At 64.4% G+C, this 24708-nt stretch carries 28 protein-coding genes and 1 pseudogene; 11 read left to right on the forward strand and 18 right to left on the reverse strand.

The features are described from left to right. Nucleotides 1-24: 24 nt before the first annotated feature. Nucleotides 25-1056 carry a CDP-6-deoxy-delta-3,4-glucoseen reductase gene (locus B0E41_RS02365; RefSeq protein WP_077328415.1) on the forward strand — a complete coding sequence of 344 codons (1032 nt, stop codon included), beginning with the start codon at nt 25-27 and terminating at the stop codon, nt 1054-1056. A gap of 62 nt (nt 1057-1118) precedes the next feature. Further along, nucleotides 1119-2099: a tripartite tricarboxylate transporter substrate binding protein gene (locus tag B0E41_RS02370; protein WP_253194546.1), complete on the forward strand. Its 981-nt coding sequence runs from the start codon at nt 1119-1121 to the stop codon at nt 2097-2099. A 15-nt stretch (nt 2100-2114) separates the two neighbouring features. Here B0E41_RS02370 and B0E41_RS02375 read toward each other — a convergent pair whose 3' ends face one another. The 6 genes from B0E41_RS02375 to B0E41_RS02400 form a co-directional block, all read right to left on the reverse strand. After that, nucleotides 2115-2672, reverse strand: a complete 558-nt coding sequence (locus B0E41_RS02375) for a DUF4410 domain-containing protein (RefSeq protein ID WP_171984643.1) — start codon at nt 2670-2672, stop codon at nt 2115-2117. Nucleotides 2673-2758: 86 nt separating this feature from the next. Further along, complete coding sequence (locus tag B0E41_RS02380; RefSeq protein ID WP_077328421.1) at nt 2759-3364, reverse strand: SCO family protein; 606 nt, start codon at nt 3362-3364, stop codon at nt 2759-2761. Continuing rightward, nucleotides 3361-4266, reverse strand: coding sequence for a heme o synthase (gene cyoE, locus B0E41_RS02385; RefSeq protein WP_077328423.1), 906 nt, complete (start codon nt 4264-4266; stop codon nt 3361-3363). The genes B0E41_RS02380 and cyoE overlap by 4 nt, the downstream gene beginning before the upstream one ends. Further along, nucleotides 4266-5417: a COX15/CtaA family protein gene (locus B0E41_RS02390; protein WP_077328425.1), complete on the reverse strand. Its 1152-nt coding sequence runs from the start codon at nt 5415-5417 to the stop codon at nt 4266-4268. Before B0E41_RS02390 ends, cyoE begins: the two co-directional genes overlap by 1 nt. 9 nt (nt 5418-5426) lie before the next feature. Further along, nucleotides 5427-6119, reverse strand: a complete 693-nt coding sequence (locus B0E41_RS02395; protein WP_077328427.1) for a hypothetical protein — start codon at nt 6117-6119, stop codon at nt 5427-5429. Continuing rightward, nucleotides 6100-6846 (reverse strand): SURF1 family protein, encoded by a 747-nt coding sequence (locus B0E41_RS02400; RefSeq protein ID WP_077328429.1) that lies wholly within the window; start codon nt 6844-6846, stop codon nt 6100-6102. The genes B0E41_RS02395 and B0E41_RS02400 overlap by 20 nt, the downstream gene beginning before the upstream one ends. Nucleotides 6847-6911: 65 nt before the next feature. Here B0E41_RS02400 and B0E41_RS02405 point away from each other — a divergent pair, with 65 nt between their 5' ends. Then, nucleotides 6912-7148, forward strand: a complete 237-nt coding sequence (locus tag B0E41_RS02405) for a twin transmembrane helix small protein (RefSeq protein ID WP_077328431.1) — start codon at nt 6912-6914, stop codon at nt 7146-7148. Between the two features lie 67 nt (nt 7149-7215). On the opposite strand, the gene B0E41_RS02410 is transcribed toward B0E41_RS02405, so the two are convergent. From B0E41_RS02410 to B0E41_RS02435, 7 genes are all read right to left on the reverse strand, one after another. Next, on the reverse strand, nt 7216-8097 hold the full coding sequence (locus tag B0E41_RS02410) for a cytochrome c oxidase subunit 3 (RefSeq protein WP_077328433.1): 882 nt from the start codon (nt 8095-8097) through the stop codon (nt 7216-7218). A gap of 63 nt (nt 8098-8160) precedes the next feature. Next, on the reverse strand, nt 8161-8367 hold the full coding sequence (locus tag B0E41_RS02415; RefSeq protein ID WP_077328435.1) for a DUF2970 domain-containing protein: 207 nt from the start codon (nt 8365-8367) through the stop codon (nt 8161-8163). Further along, nucleotides 8364-8978 carry a cytochrome c oxidase assembly protein gene (locus B0E41_RS02420; protein WP_077328437.1) on the reverse strand — a complete coding sequence of 205 codons (615 nt, stop codon included), beginning with the start codon at nt 8976-8978 and terminating at the stop codon, nt 8364-8366. The genes B0E41_RS02415 and B0E41_RS02420 overlap by 4 nt, the downstream gene beginning before the upstream one ends. Before the next feature lie 9 nt (nt 8979-8987). Continuing rightward, a complete protein-coding gene (locus B0E41_RS27310; protein WP_216350721.1) occupies nt 8988-9098 on the reverse strand; it encodes a cytochrome oxidase small assembly protein in 111 nt (36 codons plus the stop codon). Nucleotides 9099-9129: 31 nt separating this feature from the next. Beyond that, complete coding sequence (gene ctaD, locus B0E41_RS02425; RefSeq protein WP_077328439.1) at nt 9130-10755, reverse strand: cytochrome c oxidase subunit I; 1626 nt, start codon at nt 10753-10755, stop codon at nt 9130-9132. 41 nt (nt 10756-10796) lie between these two features. Beyond that, the gene (gene coxB / locus B0E41_RS02430; RefSeq protein WP_077328441.1) at nt 10797-11996 is read right to left on the reverse strand and encodes a cytochrome c oxidase subunit II; all 1200 of its coding nucleotides are present in this window, start codon (nt 11994-11996) and stop codon (nt 10797-10799) included. Nucleotides 11997-12445: 449 nt separating this feature from the next. Continuing rightward, the gene (locus tag B0E41_RS02435) at nt 12446-13351 is read right to left on the reverse strand and encodes a biotin synthase (RefSeq protein WP_077328443.1); all 906 of its coding nucleotides are present in this window, start codon (nt 13349-13351) and stop codon (nt 12446-12448) included. Between the two features lie 265 nt (nt 13352-13616). On the opposite strand from B0E41_RS02435, the gene B0E41_RS02440 reads away from it, so the two are divergent. The 3 genes from B0E41_RS02440 to B0E41_RS02450 all read left to right on the forward strand — a co-directional run bounded on the left by B0E41_RS02440 (nt 13617) and on the right by B0E41_RS02450 (nt 15207). Beyond that, nucleotides 13617-14132, forward strand: coding sequence for a phosphoribosyltransferase family protein (locus tag B0E41_RS02440; RefSeq protein WP_253194548.1), 516 nt, complete (start codon nt 13617-13619; stop codon nt 14130-14132). A 129-nt stretch (nt 14133-14261) separates the two neighbouring features. Further along, entirely contained in the window at nt 14262-14735 is a 474-nt protein-coding gene (trmL, locus tag B0E41_RS02445) for a tRNA (uridine(34)/cytosine(34)/5-carboxymethylaminomethyluridine(34)-2'-O)-methyltransferase TrmL (protein WP_077328447.1), read from the forward strand. An 85-nt stretch (nt 14736-14820) separates the two neighbouring features. Continuing rightward, nucleotides 14821-15207 carry a hypothetical protein gene (locus B0E41_RS02450; protein WP_143433623.1) on the forward strand — a complete coding sequence of 129 codons (387 nt, stop codon included), beginning with the start codon at nt 14821-14823 and terminating at the stop codon, nt 15205-15207. Nucleotides 15208-15225: 18 nt separating this feature from the next. Here the strand turns inward: B0E41_RS02450 and B0E41_RS02455 are convergent, their stop codons facing one another. The 4 genes from B0E41_RS02455 to pcaF form a co-directional block, all read right to left on the reverse strand. Further along, nucleotides 15226-15681 (reverse strand): MaoC family dehydratase, encoded by a 456-nt coding sequence (locus B0E41_RS02455; protein ID WP_077328451.1) that lies wholly within the window; start codon nt 15679-15681, stop codon nt 15226-15228. Between the two features lie 73 nt (nt 15682-15754). Further along, on the reverse strand, nt 15755-16372 hold the full coding sequence (locus B0E41_RS02460; protein WP_077328453.1) for a ParA family protein: 618 nt from the start codon (nt 16370-16372) through the stop codon (nt 15755-15757). Between the two features lie 33 nt (nt 16373-16405). After that, complete coding sequence (locus B0E41_RS02465) at nt 16406-17161, reverse strand: sulfite exporter TauE/SafE family protein (RefSeq protein WP_077328456.1); 756 nt, start codon at nt 17159-17161, stop codon at nt 16406-16408. Nucleotides 17162-17204: 43 nt separating this feature from the next. Continuing rightward, the gene (gene pcaF / locus B0E41_RS02470; protein WP_077328458.1) at nt 17205-18407 is read right to left on the reverse strand and encodes a 3-oxoadipyl-CoA thiolase; all 1203 of its coding nucleotides are present in this window, start codon (nt 18405-18407) and stop codon (nt 17205-17207) included. Between the two features lie 78 nt (nt 18408-18485). On the opposite strand from pcaF, the gene B0E41_RS02475 reads away from it, so the two are divergent. Then, on the forward strand, nt 18486-18923 hold the full coding sequence (locus tag B0E41_RS02475) for a DUF1841 family protein (RefSeq protein ID WP_077328460.1): 438 nt from the start codon (nt 18486-18488) through the stop codon (nt 18921-18923). 49 nt (nt 18924-18972) lie between these two features. On the opposite strand, the gene B0E41_RS02480 is transcribed toward B0E41_RS02475, so the two are convergent. Next, complete coding sequence (locus B0E41_RS02480) at nt 18973-19641, reverse strand: c-type cytochrome (protein WP_077328462.1); 669 nt, start codon at nt 19639-19641, stop codon at nt 18973-18975. A 127-nt stretch (nt 19642-19768) separates the two neighbouring features. On the opposite strand from B0E41_RS02480, the gene B0E41_RS02485 reads away from it, so the two are divergent. From B0E41_RS02485 to B0E41_RS02500, 4 genes and pseudogenes are all read left to right on the forward strand, one after another. Next, entirely contained in the window at nt 19769-20611 is an 843-nt protein-coding gene (locus B0E41_RS02485) for a MoxR family ATPase (protein ID WP_077328464.1), read from the forward strand. A 37-nt stretch (nt 20612-20648) separates the two neighbouring features. Then, nucleotides 20649-21836 carry a VWA domain-containing protein gene (locus tag B0E41_RS02490; protein ID WP_077328466.1) on the forward strand — a complete coding sequence of 396 codons (1188 nt, stop codon included), beginning with the start codon at nt 20649-20651 and terminating at the stop codon, nt 21834-21836. 33 nt (nt 21837-21869) lie between these two features. Further along, nucleotides 21870-23819 (forward strand): BamA/TamA family outer membrane protein, encoded by a 1950-nt coding sequence (locus tag B0E41_RS02495; RefSeq protein WP_171984644.1) that lies wholly within the window; start codon nt 21870-21872, stop codon nt 23817-23819. Nucleotides 23820-23824: 5 nt separating this feature from the next. Next, nucleotides 23825-24708 (forward strand): annotated as a pseudogene (locus tag B0E41_RS02500) (hypothetical protein); the annotation flags it as partial.

Here is a 24708-nt window from a genome sequence, read left to right on the forward strand (position 1 = left end):
AACCACTTTAGCCCTTTTCAAACCATGACCTTCACCATCACCGTCGAGCCCAGCGGCCGTGTCTTCAGCGCCGAGTCCGGCGAAGCCATCCTCGCCGCGGGCATCCGCCAGGGCATTGGCCTGCCCTACGGCTGCAAGGACGGCGCTTGCGGCTCGTGCAAATGCAAGTTGGTGAGCGGCAGCGTGGCCCACGGCCCGCACCAGGCCAAGGCGCTGAGCGCGGAGGAAGAAGCGGCGGGTTACGTGCTGACCTGCTGCGGCGTGGCGCAATCGGACGTGACGCTGGAGTCGCGCCAGGTCACCGAAGCCGGCGCCTTCCCGATCAAGAAGATGCCGGTGCGCGTGAGCAGCCTGGAGCGCGCGTCGCACGACGTGATCGTGCTCAAGCTGCAACTGCCGGCGGCCGACGCCTTCCAGTACCACGCGGGCCAATACGTCGAGTTTCTGCTGCGCGACGGCGACCGCCGCAGCTATTCCATGGCCAACGCGCCCCACACCCAGGCCAGCGGCAACTGGGTCGAGCTGCACCTGCGCCACATGCCCGGCGGCAAGTTCACCGACCACGCGTTCGCCACGATGAAGGAGAAAGACATCCTGCGCATTGAGGGGCCTTACGGCAGCTTCTTCCTGCGCGAAGACAGCGACAAGCCCCTCGTGCTGCTGGCCTCGGGCACGGGTTTCGCGCCGATCAAGGCGCTGATCGAACACATGCAGCACAAGGGCATCACCCGCCCGGCCACGCTGTACTGGGGCGGCCGCCGCCCGTCCGATCTGTACCAGAACGCCTGGGTCGAGGCCCAGCTGGCCACCATGCCCAACCTGCGCTACGTGCCGGTGATCTCGGACGCCTTGCCCGAAGACGCCTGGACCGGCCGCACCGGCTTCGTGCACAGCGCGGTGCTGCAAGACTTCCCCGATCTCTCGGGCCACCAGGTCTACGCCTGTGGTGCGCCCATCGTGGTGGATTCGGCCCGCGCGCAATACACCGCCTTGGCCGGCCTGCCGCCCGAAGAGTTCTACGCGGACTCCTTCACCAGCGCGAAAGACAAGGTATGAGCGCCCGCCCGGCCGCTCCGAAGGGCGCTCGCCCCGCAGTGCGCAGCACGGAGGGTCTTCCAGTGAACACCCGCCGCCAGCTGATCGCCCGCACGGCCTTGACCCTCGCAGCGGTCGTGGCTCCTGGCCTCGTCTGGGCCCAGGCCGACAAGGTCACGCGCATCGTCGTGCCCTTCGCTGCCGGCGGACCGATCGACGTGACGGCGCGCATTCTGGCCGAAGCGGTGAAGGCGTCGCTGGGCACGGTGATCGTGGAGAACAAGCCGGGCGCCGGCGGCAACATCGGGGTGGCGGCAGTGGCGAAGTCCGCGCCCGACGGCCTGACGCTGGGCATCGCGACCACCGCGTCGCACGGCATCAACCCCTGGCTGTTCTCCAAACTGCCCTACGACCCGGTGAAAGACTTCGCGCCGGTCACGCAGATGCTGCGCGTGCCCAATGTGCTGGTGATGAACGCCGAGGCGGCACAGCGCCTGAACATCGCCACGCTGGCCGACCTGATCCGCTACGCCAAGGCGAACCCCGGCAAGCTCAACTACGGCTCGGGCGGCAACGGCAGCGCGGGCCACCTGGCGGGCGAGATGTTCAAGCACCAGGCCGGTGTGTTCGCGGTGCACATCCCCTACAACGGTGGCAACCCGGCCCAGCTCGGGCTGCTCTCGGGTCAGGTCGATTTCAACTTCGACAACCTGGCCACCGCCTCGGCCAACATCCGCGCCGGCAAGCTGAGGGCACTCGCCGTGACCACGGCGCAACGCAGCGCGGCGATGCCCGAGGTGCCAGCTGTGGCCGAAACACTGAAGGGTCTCGAGATCGACACCTGGTGGGGGTTGGTCGCGCCCGCCGGCACACCGGCCGACACCGTGCGCAAGCTCAACGCCACGTTCACCGAGGCGTTGAGATCACCCGACGTCAAGAACCGTTTTGCCGCCTTGATGGCCGAACCCGCACCGAGCTCGCCCGAAGCCTTCGCCGGCTTTCTGAACAGCGAGCGCGCCAAGTACGAGCGCGCGGTCAAGCTCAGCGGGGCGAAGGTGGATTGAGCAGCGCTGCGTGGCTCAGCGCTTGATGGCCGCCAGGTCCTCAGCCAACTCTTCGGTGGTGTCTCCCAGCGTCTCGGCCGCATCTTCGTAGAAGTTGCCCCCGAACGCGCCACCTCGCTTGGAGTCACTCTCCTGCTTCGATGCGACCACCTTGCCAGAGCTCGCATCGGTGGCCTCCAGGGTGATGTCCACCGTGGCTTTGCCCGCGCCCACAATGCCTCCGACCCAGCGCAACGCCCGATTCCCCGGGTCGTAGCTGAGCTTGGCCTGGATCACGACCGCGCCTTCACGCTGTCCCGGGTGTTCGCTCAGCACCTGAAGGCCGTTTTCTTTCAAGGCGGCCTGGATCACGCTAGGGAGCGTCTTTTCAAACACCTGTTTGTCCTCAAGCCGCTTGCTGTCAGGTGCAGCGTCCACCAGTGTGACCGAGACCGTTGAGACATAGGCCTGCGTGTACTTGCTGGGCGCTTCGGGTACCGAGGACGCAGCGGATTTTTCGGGACTGGCACCACAGGCGGCCAACACCACCGCCACCAGACTGCATGCAGCGGCTTGAACGAACGAACGAGACATCAACAACTCCCTGAACATAAAAAAGGCACCCCCCATGGGTGCCCGCAGGGATTCTACCGACGGCGCTGTTGCTGAAGTCTCAGCGTTCACTCCGCCAGCAGCTTCTTCACATCGTCGGCCAGCGCCTGGGCGCCATCGCCGTAGCGGGTGTACAGGCGCACGCGGCCCTGCGTGTCGTACACGTAGCTGCCCGCCGAGTGGTCCATGGTGTAGCTGGTGGGTGTCTTGCCCTCGACCTTTTTGTAGTAGATGCGGAAGCTTTTGGTGAGCTCGGGCAAGGCATTGGGTGCGGCGTAAAGCGCCAGGAAACCCGGGTCGAAATTCGCCATGTAGGCCTTCATGATCTCGGGCGTGTCGCGCTCGGGGTCGACGCTGACGAACAGGCCCTGCAGCTTGTCGCCGTCCGTCCCGAGCAACTGCTTGGCCTGCGCCAGTTCGCTCATCGAGGTGGGGCACACGTCGGGGCATTGCGTGTACCCAAAGAAGATCACCACCACCTTGCCCTTGAAATCCGCGAGCGTGCGCGCCTGGCCGTTGTGGTCGGTGAGCGAAAAGCCGGTGGCGTAGTCGGCACCGGTGATGTCCACGGCGCTGAAGCTGGGCGCGTCTTTGCAGCCCGCAAGACCCAGTCCGGCCGCGACCAGGCACAGCGAAAGGAAATGGCGGCGGAGGCCAAGGGTGGAACGGGTCATGGCAGGTAGTGGTCGATGAGCAGCGCGGCAAACAGCAGCGACAGGTGGATGAGCGAGAAACGGAAGGTCTTGCGGGCCAGCGCATCGGAGTAGTGGCGCCACAGCGCGATGGCGTAGCCACAGAACCCGATGCTGAGCAACACGGCCACCGCAAGGTAGAACCAACCGCTCATGCGCATGATGAAGGGCATCAGGCAGGCGGCGAACAGCACGAAGGTGTAGAGCAGGATCTGCAACCGCGTGAACTCGGAACCGTGCGTGACCGGCAGCATGGGCAAACCGGACTTGCGGTAGTCCTCCACGCGGTACAGCGCGAGCGCCCAGAAGTGCGGTGGCGTCCAGAGGAAGATGATGAGAAACAGAATCAGCGCCTCGGGCGCGACCACACCGGTCATGGCGGCCCAGCCCAGCACCGGTGGCATGGCACCTGAAGCGCCGCCGATCACGATGTTTTGCGGCGTCAGCGGCTTGAGGATCACGGTGTAGACCACCGCGTAGCCGACGAAGGTGGCGAACGTCAGCCACATGGTCAGCGGATTGACCAGGAAGTACAGGATGGCCGAACCCAGCGCGCAGAGCCCGGCCGAAAAACTCAGGGTCTGCAGGTTGCCCAGCTCGCCCTTGGCCGTGGGCCGCCAGGCAGTGCGCCGCATCTTGGCGTCGATCTGCTGCTCAACCACGCAGTTGAAGGCCGCCGCCGCCCCCGCCACCAACCAGATGCCCAGCGAAGCCCAGGCCGCCAGCTGCACCTGCGCCCAGTTGGGCACGCCGGGCACGGCGAGCACCATGCCGATCAGCGCACAGAACACGATCAGCTGGATCACGCGTGGCTTGGTCAGCGCATGGAACTGGCGCCACACGGACAGTGGCGCGGGAATGGTGGAAGGATTCGCGGTGCTCATCAGGTCGATCGGGAAACGTTGAATCGGGGTGCGCTCACGGTGCCGTGGGCGCTGCGGGTGCCGAACACGGCGCCGGTGAGCACGATCACCAGACCCGCAGCGCCGGCCGTGTGGCCCACGGCGGCCAGCAGGGGCCAGTCAAACACCACGTTGGTGAGGCCGCTGGCGAACTGCCACAGCAACAGCGCCAGCACCCAGCGCGCGGTGGTCCGCATCGTGGGCACCGACCACAGGCGCCACACCAGCCAGGCCAACGCGGCCAGCACGGCATAGGCCGCCAGCCGGTGCATGTAGTGGATGGCGGTGAGCGCGGCGAAGGTGATGGGTTGGCCCTCGGCGTTCATGCCCAGTGCTCGCCACAGCGTGAAGCCCTCGCGCAGGTCCATCGGCGGCCACCAGCCGCCCTGGCAGGTGGGGAACTCGCCGCAGGCCAGCACCGCGTAGTTGGTGCTGACCCAGCCGCCGAGCGCGATCTGTATCCACACCAAGGCATACACCAGCACCAACGCCACGCGGGTCGGGTGGCCCAGTGAAACCCTTCCGACGCTGTCTGGCGCGGTCACTTGATACGACACCGCCTGCGTGCGCAGCAGCGCCAGCAGCACCAGCCCACCGAGCAGGTGCAGAGTGACGATGGCGGGGAAGAGCTTCATGGTGACCGTGAGGGCGCCGAAAGCGCCTTGAAGGCAGACCCAGAAAAGCGTGAGCAGCGGCCAGCCAAACGACACGCTCAAGCGCCGCCGCTCCACCCAGCTCACGGCGGCCAGCACCAGGATCAACACGCCGACGGCCGTGGCCAGGTAGCGGTGGATCATCTCGACCCAGGCTTTGGAGAACGTGACCGGGCCAGTGGGCATGGCCTCCTGTGCGGCGGAGATGGCGGCGCTGGCGCCCACCGGGCTCACGCTGCCGTAACACCCAGGCCAGTCGGGACACCCCAGCCCGGAGTCGGTCAGGCGGGTGAAGGCGCCGAACAGCACCAGGTCAAAGGTAAGAAACAGCGTGAGCAGTGTGAGCACCTGCAGCCGGTGCGCCACGCTCGCCTGCCGGTTGCGCAGCCACACCCAGGCCAGCGGGGCCAAGGCGATCACCACGCCAAGCAGCATCAGGCGGGCGACCGGCGCGAAGTCGTACAGGGCGTGCGTGTTCATGGACATGCATCAACCGCCGTTCACGGCCGCCACACCCACGCGACCGCCCTTGTCCCAGAACGCGGACGCGCGCAGCAAACGGTCGAGGTCGCGTTTGATCTGTTTCGGGTCGGCCTGCGCGGGGAAACGCATCATCCAGTTGCCGATGGGGTCGACCACGTACAGGTGGTCCTCCAGCCGGTGGCCGGCGGCGGGGGTGAGCCAGGTGGCCAATTGCTTCGCATCCACGTGCAACACGGTGGCGTCGGTGGTGGCCTTTTTCAGGGGTTCGGCGAGTTCGGCCGACCCGGTGCGAAGCCAGACCCAGTCCAGGCGATCTTTGTCTTTGCCCAGGCCCTCACGCAGCTGGTGCTGCATATACAGGTGTTTCTGGCAGGCGTCGTCGCAAGCCGAATCCGCGACGCTGATGAAGAGCCACTGGTCTTTCAGCTGGGTCAACGGCACTGTGCGGCCGTTCGTGTCCACGCCGGTGAATGCGGGCAGGGGCAATTGAGGGTCAATGAGTTCGCCGTAGTTGCGTCGGCCTTCCGGTCGGATCACGTAGTAGGTGAAGTACGAGGCGATCACTGGCGCCGCACTCGCCAGCAACAGCAGAAGCATCTTCCAGCGTCCAGAACGCGTCATGGCCGCCGTGTCGGAAACGTCCGCACGCGGCAGGCTGTGGACCGTGAGGGTCAGGGGTTCATCGGGGGTCTGGGCCATGGGGGGAGTGTGATCGACGGGGAGAAATCAGTTGGAACCAGACATACAGGCCAGCGATGACCGCGCACATCGCAAACCACTGGAACGCGTAACCATGGTGCTTTTGCACCGCTGCTTCAAAGCGGGGCCAGTCGCGCAGCAGGCCTTCCGGCGATGCGCCGGTCTGCAACACCGACGCCGGCATCAACGACAAACCGGTGTCCCGGGACATGCCGTCGATGCTGAGATTTTGCCGGATGGGCCCGCGCTCCGCTTCGCCCAGCTCGAACAGCTGGCTCGGCGGCGGGGCCAATCGCCCGGCCACCTCGACCCAACCCTCAGGCGTGGGCACCGCCGGCACCTTGCTGCGGTCGGTGAAGTCGCGCGGCACCCAGCCTCGCTGCACCAGCAGCGAACGCTCACTGCCCTTGAGCCGCAAAGGCGTGACGAGGATGAACCCGCTGCGCCCACCCATGGGGCGGTTGTCCAGAAACACGCTCGCTTCGGGCACCCATTCACCGCGCAACAGCACAGGGCGATGCAATGCCCCGTCAAGGGCAGGGCCGTCCGGCAGCCCGGTTTCATTCAAAGGCGATAACGCGGCTCGTTCGTTGATGCGGTCCTGCAGCGCCTGCTTCTGGGCCGCACGCGACAGCTGCCAGACACCCAAAGACGCGGTCAACCCCGCGCTCAGCACGGCGGCCACCGTGATGAGCCAGAAGCGAAGGTGGGGGTTCTTGGAACGCATGCGAGGGCAATGGATGATGGGAGCAGCGGCACGGCCGAGGTGATCAATGCACCGATAATCCGGCCATGACCTACATCGTGATTGTGGCCTTTGTGGCCATCCTGGGCAGTCTGGCGGCGGCGCTGGTGTTCATGATGCGCGGCGGTTCGACCTCGGACAATCCCGCAGAGCCCCCGCGCAAGAACCACATGGCGCGCGCGCTCGCGTTCCGGGTGGGGTTTTCCATCCTGCTGTTCCTGGTCGTGCTCATCAGCTACTGGATGGGCTGGATTGAGCCCACCGGTTTGCCCCTCAAGGGTTGAAACAAAAAAAGCGCCTCCTGGCGCTTCTTTTGAGCCGGTTCCTGGCGTTCTGCCCGGAACCAGGCATTCACATCCAGTACACGAGGATGTACAGGCCGAGCCAGACCACATCCACAAAGTGCCAGTACCAGGCCGCGCCTTCGAAACCGAAGTGGCGTTGGGCCGTGAAGTGGCCTTTCTGGAGCCGCAGCGTGATGAACAGCAGCATCAGCATGCCCACGAACACGTGGAAGCCGTGGAAACCAGTGAGCATGAAGAAGGTGGATCCGAAGATGCCTGAAGACAACTTGAGGTTCAGATCGGCGTAGGCATGTGCGTACTCGTAGCCCTGAACGAACAGGAACACGATGCCCAGGATGACCGTCATCCACATGAATGCGATGGTCTTGCCACGGTTGCCGGCCTGCAGCGCATGGTGGGCAATGGTCAGCGTCACGCCCGAGGTCAGCAGCAGCGCGGTGTTGATGGTGGGCAGCCAGAAAGGCCCCATGGTCTGGAACGGCTCCACGATCCCGGCGGGTGAGGCGGTGGCACCGGCCTGCAGGGTCGGCCACACCGAGGTGAAATCGGGCCAGATCAGCGCGTTTTCGATGTTGCCGAGCGCGGGCACCGAGTGGACGCGGGCCCACCAGAGCGCGGTGAAGAAAGCGCCGAAGAACATGACCTCGGAAAAGATGAACCAACTCATGCTCCAGCGGTACGAAAGGTCGATCTTGTGACCGTACATGCCACCTTCGCTCTCGGACACCGACTCACGGAACCACTGGAACAGCACGATCAGCCAGAAAGCCATGCCAAAGGCCAGCGAATACTTGCCCCAATCGGCGCCGTTGACCCACTGGCCCGCACCCAGGATCACGAAAAACAGGCCAATGGCTGCCATCACCGGGTGCCGCGAGGGGCCCGGAACGTAGTAGTAGGGCGTCGTGCCGTGTGTTGCTGCTGACATGTTCACTCCTAAGTGCTTTCGCTTGTATGAAATTCGGAAATCAATGAAAAACCGGTGCCGGGTTCAACCCACCACCCAGTTGACAATCAGGATCAGGGACAGGACAAAAACCAGCGCCATCACGATCCCCACCACGATGAGGTGGATCGGATTGAGACGCGCCACATCGTTCTGGTAGTCCGCATTGCGACGCACACCCAGGAAACCCCAGAGCACGGCCTTGACCGTGCCCAGCACCGAACCCTTGCGCTGATGAACGGGAGTGTTCATACCGCGCCTTCTGTCCGGGCGACGGGGGCCACCACCGGCACCCGCGCAACATCCTGAGGTGCCTGGGGCACCTTGCCACCCACCTCGAAAAAGGTGTACGACAGCGTGATCGTGGACACGTCCTTGGGCAGGCGCGGATCAATCACAAACGCAACCGGCCAGGCTTTTTTCTCCCCCGGCGCGAGCGTGTACTGCGTGAAGCAGAAACACTCCAGCTTGTTGAAATGCGAAGCGGCCTGCATCGGTGCGTAGCTCGGGATCGCCTGCGCGGCCATGGTGCGGTTCTGGATGTTCTGGAACTCGTACATCACGGTGGTCAGTTCACCGGGGTGAACCTGCAACGAGCGCACTGCAGGCTTGAAATGCCAGGGGCCACGGGCATTGACATCGAATTCCACCGTGATCGTGCGCGAGGTGTCCACCTGGGTATTGAGCGCGGCCTTCGGCTTCGTACCAGGCACCTCACGCTCGGCCAGCGCCAGGACATTGATGCCGGTGGCCTCACAGATGGCTTTGTAAATAGGCACGAGCGCGTAACCAAAGGCGAACATGCCCAGCGCGATCACGCCGAGCTTGCCCACCATTTTGAAGTTTTCGCGACGCAGTCCCATACAAGCCGATCAGCCGCCCAGCAGCACCATCTTGCCCACGAAGCCGAGGAAAAAGACCACGGCCACGGACGCGAGGATCAACCCCAGGCGGGTGTTCTGTTTCTTTCGGTCGGAAGTCATGGTCATTTCAACTCGGATCGTGGAGGACAAATCAGCCGATCACCTTGGTGGCGGTCACGTCCAGCTTGGGAGGGGTTTCAAAGGTGTGGAACGGTGCGGGCGAAGGCACTTCCCACTCCAGCCCTTCAGCGCCTTCCCAGGGTTTCTGCGATGCCTTGGGTCCCTGACCGCGCATGGCCGGAATCGCCACAGCGATGAAGAAGTACACCTGTGCAAAGCCAAAGAAGAAGCCTCCCACCGACGCGATGGCGTTGAAGTCGGCGAACTGCATGGGGTAGTCGGCGTAACGACGGGGCATGCCGGCCAAGCCCAGGAAGTGCATCGGGAAGAAAGTGATGTTGAAGGAAATCATCGACCACCAGAAGTGGATCTTGCCCTTGGTCTCGCTGTACATGACGCCAGTCCACTTGGGCAGCCAGTAGTAGATGCCGGCAAACATGGCGAACAACGATCCGGCCACCAGCACGTAGTGGAAGTGCGCCACCACGTAGTACGTGTCCTGGAAGTTGATGTCGATCGGCGCCATGGACAGAATCAGGCCCGTGAAGCCACCGATGGTGAACACGAAGATGAAGCCCACGGCCCACAGCATCGGGGTTTCGAAGGTCATCGAACCCTTCCACATGGTCGCGATCCAGTTGAAGATCTTCACGCCCGTGGGCACGGCGATCAGCATGGTCGAATACATGAAGAACAGTTGGCCCGTCACCGGCATGCCGGTGGTGAACATGTGGTGCGCCCACACCACAAAGGACAGGATGGCGATGGAGCCGGTGGCGTACACCATGGAGGCGTAACCAAACAGCTTTTTGCGCGCGAACGCGGGGACGACTTGGCTCACGATGCCGAAGGCCGGCAAGATCATGATGTACACCTCGGGGTGGCCGAAGAACCAGAAGATGTGCTGGTACATCACCGGGTCACCACCACCGGCGGGGTTGAAGAAGCTGGTGCCGAAGTGGCGGTCGGTCAGCGTCATGGTGATGGCGCCGGCCAGCACGGGCATCACGGCGATCAGCAGGTAGGCGGTGATGAGCCAGGTCCAGCAGAACATCGGCATCTTCATCAGTGTCATGCCAGGCGCGCGCATGTTGAGGATGGTCACGATGATGTTGATCGAACCCATGATGGAAGACGCGCCCAGGATGTGCATCGCGAAGATGCCGGCGTCCATCGAAGGGCCCATCTGCAGGGTCAGCGGTGCATACAGCGTCCAGCCGGCAGCGGGGGCGCCGCCGGGCATGAAGAACGACGACACCAGCATCAGCGCGGCCGGGATCATCAGCCAGAAGCTGAAGTTGTTCATGCGCGCGAACGCCATGTCACCGGCACCGATTTGCAGCGGGATCATCCAGTTCGCGAAGCCCACGAAGGCCGGCATGATGGCGCCGAACACCATGATCAGTCCGTGCATGGTGGTGAGCTGGTTGAACAGCTCGGGGTTGACCAGTTGCAGGCCCGGCTGGAACAGTTCGGCGCGGATCAGCAGCGCGAGCACGCCGCCCACCATGAGCATGGTGAAGGCGAACAGCAAGTACAGCGTGCCGATGTCTTTGTGGTTGGTGGCATAGACCCATCGGCGCCACCCTGCGGGAGCGTGGTGATCGTGGTGGTCGTCGTGCGCGTGAGCGTCATGGGGGTCGAGTACTGCACTCATCATCGTTTCCTTTGGAATTCAAATAGCTAACAGTGCCCGGCTCACTTGCGCGCAGCCACCACTTCGGCAGGCTGCACGATTTGTTCGGTTTTGTTGGACCAGTTGTTCTTGGTGTAAGTGATCACGGCAGCGATCTCGGTGTCGGACAGCTGCTTCCATGCAGGCATCGCACCGTTGTTTTGACCATTGAGGAGGACCGCAATCTGCTTGGACTTGTCGGCGTCGAGCACCACGGCAGAGCCATCCAGCGGCTTGATGGGGCCAGCGCCCTTGCCGTTGGCCTGATGGCAAGCAGCGCAGTTGGCGGCGTACACCGACTCGCCGCGCTTGGACAGATCGGCCAGGGTCCACACCTTGGAGGGATCGTCGGCCAGCGCTGCCATCTTCTTGTTCTCGCCGTCCACCCACTTGGTGTAGTCCTCGGCCGACACCACTTTCACGTGGATGGGCATGTAGGCGTGCTCCTTGCCACACAGCTCGGCACATTGACCGTAGAAATCACCGGTTTTCTCGGCACGGAACCAGGTGTCGCGCACGAAGCCGGGAATCGCATCCTGCTTGATGCCAAAGGCCGGCACCATGAAAGCGTGGATCACATCGTTGGCTGTGGTGATGATGCGCACCTTTTTTCCCACGGGCACCACCATCGGGTTGTCCACCTTGAGCAGGTAGTCGTCGGTGGCGGGCGGGTTGCCGCTGTTGGACATTTCGCGGTGGCTCACGTCGAGCGTTGAGAGGAAACCAATGCCCTCGCCCTCGCCTTTGATGTAGTCATAGCCCCACTTCCACTGCATGCCAGTGGCCTTGATGGTGATGTCGCTGTTGGTGGTGTCCTTCTGGGCCACCAGCACCTTGGTGGCCGGCAGGGCCATGCCGATCACAATGAGCAGCGGGACGATGGTCCAACCGAGTTCGACCCAGATCGGCTCGGGCAACACCTGCGCCTTGTGGCCGACAGACTTGCGGTGCTTGACGATGGAATAGAACATCACCCCGAACACAATCACAAAGATCACGGTGCAGATGATCATCATGAACCAGTGCAACCAGTGCTGCTCTTCTGCGATCTTGGTGGCAGCGGGGGCGAAATTGAGCTGATTGACCGCCGGTCCACCGGGCAGATCGTTCACTGCATGCGCCGCTTCGGTCACCCAGACCGCAGAGCCGAGGGTCAGCGATGCGGCCGATGTGCGCAAGCCACCCAGTCGATCAAGCAAGGAATCACCCGTCTGTTTTGTCATACTCACGTTTATCGCCTCAAATATAAGTATTGATTTATATCAATGCTGATTAGAACAAAATTTCCGGGGACCGCCCACTCAGGGAATACCCAACACCCACTCAAACACGCTTCAGCGCAAGCCTCTGTTCACCGGCCAGCCGAGGACGTTGACCGGGATGACCGGCGACTCCAAGGCTGAAAGCGCCACGCCATCCAGCGCCCTGGATCCAGAACGATCCGGCAGCTGTCAGAACCAGCGCGCACAACAAACGAGCGTTGAGTCGCAGGATCCAATGCGCGCAGTCCCGGTTCTTGCCGCCCGAAAAACGTGGGCCAGACAGCCACACAGAGGCGAACAGATGTGGCGAAAAAATCGCCAAAACGGTTTGATTTATGTCAATTGTAGCTGTCGGAAACAGCGATTTGACTGACGAGACCCGGTGCTTGCCGTGCCAGGAGGCGTCCAGCTCAGGTGCGCCGCCCGCGCAACATGGCGCGCATCTCATCCATCGACACCGACTGGCTGTCACCCCGCTGTGGGCGAGGAGCCGCTTTGAATGCATGGCCATAGATGACCTCAAACGTCAGCAGCAAGCGGCCGTCTTCAGACCTCGGTAAGCCTTGATCAATGGCACGCTCCAACTCTTGCCGCCAGGCCCGTCCTCGAAGTGCACCGAAGCGGGCAACGTTGAGGTTGCGCCCGAGTGATCGAAGCTCGTTCAGCAAGGAGGGGGCGCCACTGTAGGACAGCGAGATGCGTTCCATGTCCATCACGGGCTCAGCAAAACCGTTGTGCACCAGCATGTCGCCCCAGTCATGCATGTCGGTGAAGGCGTGCGTGGGCTCGGGCCAACCGACCCGCGCATAGACCGCACGCAACTCTCGAAGACTGTCGGGGCCCAGACAGGAGAACATCAGAAAACCATCGGTCTGTATCTGCCGATGCCATTGCCGAAGCAAGGGTTGCGGGCGTGCCACCTGATGCAAAGCCATGTTGGCCCACAGCATCGCGACCTGCGTGTCTGCACCGGCGGCCGATGGACCGTGGCCACGCCCCCATTGCAGGGGATTCCAGGTGCGTCGGGACGACTCCTTGGTCGCCGCCAGCGCTTGAGGCATGTCGTGCGCTTCCACATGGCAACGGGCTGCGGGGAGCCGCTCCACCAGACTGCGATGGGTCTGCAGGCCACCGAGCACCGGCTCCCAATGCAGCCAGCTGGAGGGCGGATCTCGAAACCATTGCAGCCTGTCGATCATGCGGCGCGCCACCTCTTCATGCAGCCAGGGGCTCTGATCGCGAGGGCGGGTCAACCAGCGCTGCGCGGCCACGGGGTCGAGGCCGGGCACAGGCATGTCTTCGGGTTCGTGGTTCAACGGGAATGCAGATGGACGTGAAGGCCCTTTCGGGGCTGGGCGCCAGTATATTGGCGCCACCATGACCCACGCACACACGCCATTTGAACGAGTGCCATCGCTCCCTGGCACCTGCCAGGTGTGCGGTCGGTGGCCAGCGCAGCCCGTGTGTTCTGCCTGCATGCTGCGCTTTGCGCAACAGGTCCCGCGATGCCAGGTGTGTGCGTGCCCGGTACCAACCGGCTTGGGGTTTTGTGGGCGTTGTCTGGCCAGTGCGCAACCGCCGTTGATCCGTCGTTGCGTCGCGGCGGTGGACTATGGCTACCCGTGGGACGCGCTGATCGCGCGGTTCAAGTTCCGGGGGGAACCCGGCTGGGCCGCCGTGCTGGCCGAGCCGATGCTGGAGCAGGCCTTGGCCCACGATCTGCTGCATGCCAACGTGCTCCTGGTGCCCATTCCCGTGACATCCAACCGCTTGGCCGAGCGCGGGTACAACCAGGCTTGGGAACTCACCAAGGTGTTGCGGCGCCGCACCGGCCGGGCCGCACTGGCCGACGCGCTGGTGCGCGTGATCCACGCCCCAGATCAGCACCAGTTGTCGAAGGCACAGCGGCTGAACAACCTGCGCGGTGCTTTCGCGGCCCACCCCGATCACGTCCCACGCTTGGCAGGTGCGCACGTGGTGCTCGTGGACGATGTGCGCACCACGGGCGCCACGTTGAACAGCGCGGCGCTGGCCCTGCAACAGGTGGGCGTGGCCGACATCGCTGCGCTGGTGCTCGCGCGCACGCCGTCGGATTGAATTGAATTCAGCGCCCGGCGCTCGGTACATCGCTGTCAGCAAACAATGCGCTTATCATCGCGGCGTCGCAGGGGGACCACCACAGCGCCAGACCACTGGCTGACACGTTCTTCCCGCGCCTTCCACCCCATGTACCGCATTGTTCTGGTTGCACCACAGATCCCTCCCAACACCGGGAACGTGATTCGCCTGTGCGCCAACACCGGTTGTGATCTGCACCTCATCGAACCGCTGGGTTTTTCCATGGACGATAAGCAGATGCGACGTGCCGGCCTCGATTACCACGAATACGCTCGCGTGCAGCGCCACACCAACTGGTCCGCCTTCATTGAAGCCGAACAGCCCGACCCGCACCGGATGTACGCCATGACCACCCGAGGCCAGGGCAATGCCTACGGACAGCGTTATATGCCCGGCGACTGGCTGGTCTTTGGATCGGAGACGGATGGCCTGCCGGGCGAGGTGCGCGAACACATCCCCACCAAACAGCATCTGCGCTTGCCCATGCTGGATGGCCAGCGCAGTCTGAACCTGTCCAATGCCGTGGCGGTGCTCGTCTACGAAGCCTGGCGGCAACAGAGCTTTGGGGCGGCACAACCGTGATGCAGTTCACCAAAGAGCGAAGGTACCCACCTTCCATGGACCTCACACTGGGCCACACAATACGGCACTGCCATCGCCCACTGCGATGCATCACAGCCTGCCCATGCCACCGACTCGATTTTTCCCATCAGGCATCCCGGAGATTCGTTTGATTCTGACACTCACCAGACTTATCAAGGGCAAATTGGCGCCACGCAAACCCGCGGGTCCAGCGGCCAGCCTGAAAGACCTTCAAGCCATTCGCACCGCTCTGCTGCAATGCTTGAACGATTGCGACAGCGCGCAGGCGCAACGCTTGCGGGGCAAGATCTCCCAAGCGAAAACGGCCCAAGAACTCTGGATGTTGCGCAACGACGCCTATCAACTCATCTCGCAACAAACCAGCCAGACGGTCGCCGCCGAACGCATCAACAACCTGATCTCGGTGTTTGACGGTTGGCTCGAACCCCGCCAACTCGTGCGCATCAAATAGGCAGAGCCCCTTGATCGCTCAAGGGTAGCTGCGCACCAGCGCCTCGGCGATACACACCGGTTTGTCCACCCCTTCTCGCTCGACCGAAACGCCCCAGGTCATCTGAAAACCGTGGTGCTCGATCGGCATGGCCGCCATCAGGGTCATGCGCGCGCGCAGCCGGCTGCCCACCGGAACAGGGGCCGTGAAACGCACCTTGTTCAATCCGTAGTTCACGCCCATGCCCGACTGACGGATGTCAAACGCGGTGTCGAAGAACACGGGAATCAGGGACAAGGTCAGGAAGCCATGCGCGATCGGCGACCCAAAAGGGCCCGCCTTGGCGCGCTCCACGTCCACATGGATCCACTGGTGATCGCCGGTCGCATCGGCAAAACGGTTGACCTGGTCCTGCGTCACGGTGATCCAGTCGCTCACGGCGACCTCTTCACCCACGCAAGCCACCAGATCGTTCAATGTGTCAAAACTTCTCATGGTCGCCGACTCTAGCCGGCCCAGCCAGGCATCGCTGTCGGCACCGCGACAACCTGCACAACGCGCCGCACGGTCAGCGTTCCAGCCAGTCGCAGATGCCCTGCCACTGCTCCAGATCTTTCTCTACCCGGCTGGGGGCCACGTCGAACAGCGTCAGGCCGCGCGCTGCGAGGTGGATGTAGTTCTGCGTGTCGCGCAGGAACCCCAGCACCGGCAAGCCCAGGCCACCCACGAACTCGTGCAGCTTCTCGGCCGCAATGGTGCGCGCGTCCACGCGCATGCCGACGATGCCCACCTCCAGCTTGTCAGCCCGCCGTGACTCGGCCAGCTCGTCCAGAAACGCCCGCGTGGCATAGATGTCGAAGATGCTGGGTTGCAGGGGCACCAGCACCTTGTCGGCCAGCTTGAGCGCATCCTTGAAAAGACCACCGTGCAAGCCCGCCGGCGTGTCCAGCACCACATGGCTGATGCCTTTGGGCGGTCGGGCAATCTGATCGCCCGAGATGTCCCAAGTCTGGATGGGTCGGGCAGCTGGAGGGCGCAGACGCAGCCACAACGCCGAGGACTGCTGGCGATCGGCATCACCCAGCATCACCGAATGCCCCCGGCTCGCGAAGAAACCGGCCACATTGGTCGACAGGGTGGACTTGCCCACACCCCCTTTGGGATTCGCGATCACCACCACCGGCATATCCAGCCTCCTTGGCCGCAAGACAAACGGCTGCTATGTTAACGGCCAGCTGTCCCAGACCAGCTTGACCCCGGTCAGGAACATGCCGGTATACACCAGCCGATAGAACCACACAGGGTCAATGCGGTGCGCGATGCGCACACCCACCCAGACGCCGACGGGCGCGAACGGCAACAGCGCCAGCGAGGTCGTCATGTTGCGCCAGTCCAGCAAGCCCAGCCAGGCGTAGGGAATCCACTTGGCGATATTGATGAAGAAAAAGAAGAACGCCATCGTGCCGGTGAACAGCACAGGTTTGAGCCGCAAGGGAATGACGTAGGCGTTGATCGGCGGACCTCCCGCGTGCGCAATGAAGCTGGTGAACCCCGAGGTCGTGGTCAGCAGCGCACCCAGCCACCGTGGTGGAGGCGGGCTGTCGGGCTTGGGCGGAAACAGCAGGCGCTGCGCGAGAAACAACAGGGTGAAACCGCCGACGATACCCGCCACCACCTTCGGGTCCAGCACCTTGAACAACAGCGTGCCGATCACGATGCCGAGCAGGCCGAAGGGCAACAGAAAACGCAACAACGTGCGGTCCACGTTGTTTCGAAACGCAGCCATGCCCAGCAGATCCATGAGCAGCAACACCGGCATCAGGATGGCTGCGGCCTGTGGCACCGTGACCGCCAGCGCCATCATCGGCACGGCGAGGGAACCGAAACCGGCCCCAAAGCCGCTCTTGCTCACGCCCAGGAGCAAGACCGCTGGAATCGCCACGGCGTAGAAAAAAGGATCGGTGATCAGTGGCACGGCACAGCCCGCTCGGTGCTCACCCGCACAGGCCGGAGGACCCTCACACCCGCTCGATGATCAGTGCAATACCCTGCCCGACCCCAATGCACATGGTGCACAGCGCGTAGCGCCCGCCGGTGGCGTGCAGCCGGTTCACCGCCGTGGTGACCAGCCGCGCGCCACTGGCGCCCAGCGGGTGACCCAGCGCGATGGCGCCGCCCCAGGCGTTGACGCGTGCGTCGTCGTCTTGCAGGCCCAGGGTGCGCAGCACGGCCAGGCCCTGGGCGGCGAAGGCTTCGTTGAGTTCGATCACGTCGAGCTGTTCCAGCGTGAGCCCGGTGAGCGCCAGCACCTTTTGCGTGGCCGGTGCCGGGCCCATGCCCATGATGCGCGGGGCCACGCCGGCCGTGGCCATGCCGACGATGCGGGCCTTCGGTGTGAGGCCGTTCTTCGCGGCCGTGGCTTCGTCGGCCAGCAGCAGCGCGCAGGCGCCGTCGTTCACGCCGCTGGCGTTGCCCGCCGTCACCGTGCCGTCGGGGCGCACCACGCCTTTGAGCTTGGCCAGCGTTTCCAGGCTGGTCTCGCGCGGGTGTTCGTCGGTGTCCACGATGAGGGCATCGCCCTTCTTCTGCGCGATGCTCACGGCGCAGATCTCGCGCGCCAGGTGACCGGCTTTGATGGCCGCCACGGCTTTCATCTGGCTGGCCAGGGCCATGCGGTCCTGCGCTTCGCGCTCGATCCCGTAGTCGGTCGCCACGTTTTCGGCCGTCTCGGGCATGGAGTCCACGCCGTACTTTTCTTTCATCAGCTTGTTGACGAAGCGCCAGCCGATGGTGGTGTCGTGGACCGCGTTGTTGCGGCTGAAAGCGCTTTCCGCCTTGGGCATCACGAAAGGCGCGCGGCTCATGCTTTCCACGCCGCCGGCAATCATCAACCCCGCTTCACCGGCCTTGATGGCCCGGGCCGCCGTGCCCACGGCGTCCAGGCCCGAGCCACACAGGCGGTTGATGGTGGCGCCGGGCACGTCCAGCGGCAAACCGGCGAGCAGGCTGCTCATGTGGGCGACGTTGCGGTTGTCTTCACCGGCCTGGTTGGCGCAGCCGAAGAGCACGTCGGTGATGGCGGCCCAGTCCACGTTCGGGTTGCGCGCCATCAGGGCGCGCAAGGGGATGGCGCCGAGGTCGTCGGTGCGCACGCTGCTGAGCGCGCCGCCGTAGCGGCCGAAGGGGGTGCGGATCGCGTCGCAGATGTAGGCCTGGGTCATCGAGTGTCTCCTGAATGCTGGGCGCTACTGTACCCAAGCGCAGGGTCAGGCGCGGTTGCTTGAGGGACAATCGCGGGCATGTTCAGCCCTTCCCAAGCCGATGTGCGGCGCTTTTTCTGTTCGGTCCACGCCAAGCGCCTGGACGGGCAAACCATGGAGGCCATCGAAACGCTGGCCGGCCAGTGGATCGCCGAGCACCCCGAATACGACGCAGAGCTGTCCGACTTGGACGCTGCGCTGGCCCGCCTGGGAGAGCCCGGCAGCGCCACCGCCGAGAACCCGTTCCTGCACCTGTCCATGCACCTCTCCATCAGCGAGCAGTGCAGCATCGACCAGCCCCCCGGCATTCGCCAGGCGGTGGAGCTGCTGGCGGCGCGCCGGGGCGACTTGCACGCCGCGCACCACGAGGTGATGGAATGCCTGGGCACCATGCTATGGGAAAGCCAGCGGGCCGCCCGCCCGCCCGACGGTCAGGCCTACATCGATCAGGTGCGGCGCCGGGCCACACAGGACTGAAAAACAAAAGCCGCTCGGTGAGCGGCTTTTTGACGGGAGCGTGCAGCGATCAGCGGAAGCGCGACTGCGGCACGGTCTGCAGGTCGCCATCCAAAGAGCCGAGGTACTTGGCGATCTCGCGCATTTCTGCGGGTTTAAACTGCTTGGCGATGCCGGCCATGATGCCGTTGGAGCGGCCGACCATGTTGTTGCCTTCCACGGAGTAAGCCTTGAGCGCCACATACAGGTAGTCGGCGTGTTGGCCGGCGATCTTGGGGTAGGTCGGGTCGATGGGTTTGGCGAAGTTGGCGCCGTGGCACGACGCGCAGGCACCCTTCTCAATCAGTGCGGCGGCCGCGGCACTGGCGGTCTTGGGCGCATCGCCCGGTGCCTTGCCCGCTTGAGCCGAGTAGAAGGCAGCCAGATCGGCCATGTCCTGCTCGGACAGCGAGCCCGCGATGCCGCGCATGGAAGGGTGCTTGCGGTCGCCCTTCTTGTAGGCGGTCAGCGCCGACACGATGTACTTGTCGGACTGGCCCGAGATTTTCGGCACCTTGTGGATCTCGGGGAAGCTGTTCTGGTAGCCCGCGATACCGTGGCAGCCGATGCACATTTCGGCCTTCTTCTGGCCCGCATCAGCGGAGCCGGTCACGCCCTGAGCCTGAGCGACCGTGGTGGCCGCAAAGAGGGTCGCAGCGGCGACAACGGTACGGGTGATCAGGGGCAACAGTTGGTTCATTTTGCAAGCACAATGAGATGGACGATTGATAAAAATCAACGGTCGATTATATAGACTCGATCATCACCGACCGCTTATTGAATACCCTGATCCGCTGGCCCGCCGCAGCGCAAACCGCGTCAACTCCATGAAATTCCAAGGCTCTGAAAACTACGTCGCCACACAAGATCTGATGTTGGCCGTCAACGCCGCCATCACGCTCAAGCGCCCGCTGCTGGTCAAGGGCGAACCCGGCACCGGCAAGACCATGTTGGCCGAGGAAGTGGCGCAGGCGCTGAACGTGCCGCTGCTGCAGTGGCACATCAAGAGCACCACCAAGGCGCAGCAGGGCCTGTACGAATACGACGCGGTGAGCCGCCTGCGCGACTCGCAACTCGGCGACGAGAAGGTCAAGGACATCCACAACTACATCGTCAAAGGCGTGCTCTGGCAGGCCTTCACCGCCGACCAGCCGGTGGCGCTGCTGATCGACGAAATCGACAAGGCCGACATCGAGTTTCCCAACGACCTGCTGCGCGAACTCGACCGCATGGAGTTCTACTGCTATGAGACCCGCGAGCTGGTGCGCGCGAAACACCGCCCGCTGGTGTTCATCACCTCCAACAACGAAAAAGAACTGCCCGACGCCTTCCTGCGCCGCTGCTTCTTCCACTACATCAAGTTCCCCGAAGCAGAAACCATGCAGAAGATCGTGGATGTGCACTTCCCCCACCTCAAGCAAGACCTGCTGAAGGTGGCGATGAAGACCTTCTACGACGTGCGTAACCTGCCCGGCCTGAAGAAGAAGCCCAGCACCAGCGAACTGATCGACTGGCTCAAGCTGCTGATGGCCGAAGACATTCCGCTCGAAGCGCTGCAAAGCGCCGACAGCAAAGTCGCCGTGCCGCCACTGGTGGGGGCGCTGCTCAAGAACGAGCAGGACACCACACTGTTCGAGAAGCTGGTGTTCATGAACCAGCGGAACCGCTAAAGCCCCGCGCCTGCGGCCTCGACCCGGAGGACTCGCCATGCTGATCGACTTCTTCTACACCCTGCGCGCAGCCAAACTGCCGGTCTCGGTCAAGGAATACCTCACGCTGCTTGAAGCCCTCAAGCAGGACGTGGTGGGCCCAACCAACCCCGACGCCTGCACCATGGACGACTTCTACTTCCTCAGCCGCACCGCGCTGGTGAAGGACGAAAAGCACTACGACAAGTTCGACCGCGCCTTCGCCGCCTACTTCAAGGGCGTCGAGCTGATCGCGGATTTCACCAAGCCGATCCCGGCCGACTGGTTGCGCCAGGAGATGGAGCGCATCCTCTCTGATGAGCAGAAGGCCAACGCGCCCAAGATGGACTGGGACGAACTGATGGAGACGCTGAAGAAGCGGCTCGAAGAGCAGAAGGAGCGCCACGAAGGCGGTAGCAAGTGGATCGGCACGGGAGGCACCTCGCCGTTCGGTCACAGCGGCGCCAACCCGCAGGGCATCCGCATCGGCGGCAAGGGTGGCAACAAGTCGGCGGTGAAGGTGTGGGAGCAGCGCGCCTACCGCGACTACGACGACACGCAGGAGCTGGGCACGCGCAACATCAAGGTGGCGCTGCGCCGCCTGCGCAAATTCGCGCGCGAAGGCAACGACCTGGAGCTGGACCTGCCCGACACCATCCGCTCCACCGCCGCCAACGCGGGCTGGCTGGACATCAAGATGATTCCAGAGCGGCACAACAACGTGAAGGTGCTGCTGCTGATGGACGTGGGCGGCACGATGGACGAGCACATCCAGCGCGTCGAAGAGCTGTTCAGCGCCGTCAAGAGCGAGTTCAAGCACCTGGAGTTCTATTACTTCCACAACTGCGTCTACGACTTCATGTGGAAGAACAACAAGCGGCGTTACGCAGAGAAGTTCCCGACGCTGGACATCATCCGCAAGTACAACAAGGACTACAAGCTGATCTTCGTGGGCGACGCGACCATGAGCCCCTATGAGATCCTGCAGCCCGGCGGCAGCGTGGAATACAACAACGAAGAGGCCGGCGCGGAGTGGTTACAACGGCTGACACACGCGTTCCCCAAATTTGCCTGGATCAACCCGGAACCTCAGGGCGTGTGGCAGTATCGACAGAGCATCAGCATCATCCAGCAGCTCATGAGCCAGCGCATGCACCCGCTGACCCTGCGGGGCCTGGAAGAGACGATGAGAATGCTCTCAAAATAGACCTGAATGAACCTTTGCTTACGGGGCCGTGTGGTGAGCACACGGCTCTTTTGCTTTCTGGCGCTCTGGCCGATGGTGGTGGTAGCGCAAAGCCCCGAACCTGCGGCCCTCAGCGCACCCGCACCCTCGCCGGTCGTCTCGCCTGAGGCCGAGGGTGATGCCGCCGCGAGCGAGCGCTTCGGCATCCGCGTTGAAGCCCCGTCGCCAGCGTTGCAGGCCTTCCTGCTGCGCCACATGGAGCTGCAGCGTTTTCGCACGCTGTCCGATCTCGACGCGAGCGAGCTCGACCGCCTGCTGGTCGCGGCGCCCGAGAACCTGCGCGACCTGCTGGGCACGCAAGGCTATTTTTCCCCCGAGATTTCGGTGACGCGCGAGCCGGCGGCGCCAGCGGGCGGTGCTTCACCCAGCTTGGGCGAGGTGGTCGTGCGCGTGACGCCGGGCCCGACCACCCGGGTGGCCGCGGCCACCGCCTACCTCAGCGGCGACATCGCCCGCGCCGAAGCGGCCACCGGTCAGCGGGAGACCCTGCGCCAACGCAGCCAGCGGGCAGTGGGTCAGGACTTCACGCAGGCCGGCTGGAGTGGGTTGAAGTCGGACCTGCTGCGCGAACTCACCGCCGAACGTTACCCGCGCGGGCGCATCGTCAACAGCCTGAGCGACATCGACAACCGCGCGAACCAGGCTTTCTGGCACATCGAGCTCGACTCCGGCGCGCCGGTGAAGGTGGGCGAGGTGCGGCTGAACGGCGCCGAGCGCTACGACCCGGTCACCGTGCAGCGGCTGGTGCGGCTGGCGGGCCTGGGGCCGGGGACCGACTACAGCCTCACGCGGCTGCAGGACGCGCAGCAACGCATTGTCGACACCGGCTACTACAGCTCGGTGTTCGCCTACGTGGACCTGGATGCAACCGACAACGACCCGGCCGCACCCGCGCCCGTGGTGGTGCAGGTGAAGGAAGCGCCGCTGCAGAGCATCGTGCTCGGCGTGGGCGGCAGCACCAACAACGGCCCGCGCCTGTCGGCCGAACACAAGCACCTGCGCCTGCCCGGCCTGGGCTGGCAAGCGCTGAGCAAACTGCAGCTCGAACGCAACGACCAGTTGCTATCGTCGGACTGGACCGCACCGATCGAAGACAAAGGATGGCAGTGGCTCGCGGGCGGCCGGCTGGCGCGCCAGATCGACGACGACACCACCGTCTCCAGCCTGCGGCTGAGCCTGGGCAAATCGCAGCCCACGGCGCGGCTGGACCGGCGCTACTACGTGCAGTACGACCGCGCGCGCACCGTCAACACCGCCTCGGCCCAGGCCTCGTCCGATGGCAACGAGGCCGCGGTGTCGGTCAACTACGGCTGGACCTGGCGCCGCTTCGACACCCTGCCCTACCCGAACAGCGGCTACGGCCTGGGGCTCACGCTCGGCGTGGGCACGACGCTGGACGGCGCGCGCAAGCCCTTCTTCACCAGCCAGGCCCGCTGGCTGGCCTACTGGCCACTGGGCAGCGCGCCCGTCACGGGAGCCGACAACGCGGACAACCAACCCTCTGACATCACGGCCGCGCGCAGCCGGCTCGGGCGCCTGGCGCTGCGGCTGCAGGGCGGCGCGGTGCTTGCCCAACAGAGCGCGCCGATTCCCGACACCCAGCTGTTCCTGACCGGCGGCGACAACACCGTGCGTGGCTACGGCCTGCGCGACATCGGCGTGGAGCAGGCCGACGGCAGCGTGACCGCCGGCCGCTACCTCGCGGTGGCGAGCTTTGAGTGGCAGCGCCCCATCTGGCGCGGGGGCGTGCGCACCGTTTGGGAGAGCGTGGTGTTCGTCGACGCGGGCACCGTCACCAACCGCACCACGCCCTCCAAAGCTCGGGTCGGCGTGGGCGCGGGCGTGCGCTACAACAGCCCGGTGGGGCCACTGCAACTCGACCTGGCCTATGGCGTCACGCCGAAGCGCCTGCGGCTGCACCTGAACGTGGGCTTCAGTTTCTGAAACAGATGAGCGCCACCGACGACACGCCACCCACGCAGTCAGCCCCGGCACCTTCGCCGCGCTCGAAAAGGCGCGTGGCCCGGTTCGTGGTCCGTTCACTGGCCGGCCTGCTGGCGGTGGTGATCACCACCCTGGCCGTCACCTGGTGGTGGGCCGGCACGCCGGGCTCGGCGGCGCAGGCGGTGGGCTGGGCCGTGCGCTGGATGGAGAAGCGCGCCGACACGGTGGGCACGCTGCGCACCCAGGGCGTCGAAGGCAGTGTGCGCGGCGGCGTGCGGGTGGAGGCGCTGGACTGGCGCAGGGGCGCGCTGGCCGTGCACGCAGAGGGCGTGGTGTTGCAGTGGGACGACGCGCTGTGGCTCGGTCTCTTGCGCGGGCTGGGTGCGCACCCGAGCTCGGCGCACATGCAACTGCTGCGCATCACCGACACCCGCGAACCCACACCGACCGAGCCACTGGAACGGCTCGTGCTGCCGCTGCCGGTGAGCCTGGCCTTTTCGGTGGACCGCTTCGAGCGCGTGGGCACCGAAGGTTCGCCGTTCACGCTCAACGACATCCGTGGCCACTACAACTATGGCCTGCTCGCCCCCTCCAGCGACGCGCCCGCGCTGCCCACCACCACCGGCATCAGCCTGGCGCACCGCCTGCGACTGGATGCGCTTCAACTCGCCGACGGCCGCTACCAGGGCGCACTGAGCCTGGGGGCCGAGGCACCCATGCCGCTGGCGCTGGACCTGCAAGGCACCCTGCCCACCCGGGTGCCCGACGGCGAGGCCATGAGCCTCACAGCCCAGGCGCAGGTGCGCGGCAGCCTGGGCGGCGCGGCGGCGGCGTTGGACATCACGGCCCAGGTGCAAGGCAGCGCCATCCCCACCGGGCAGCCCAACCC

Source organism: Hydrogenophaga sp. A37 (assembly GCF_002001205.1).
GTDB lineage: Bacteria > Pseudomonadota > Gammaproteobacteria > Burkholderiales > Burkholderiaceae_C > Hydrogenophaga.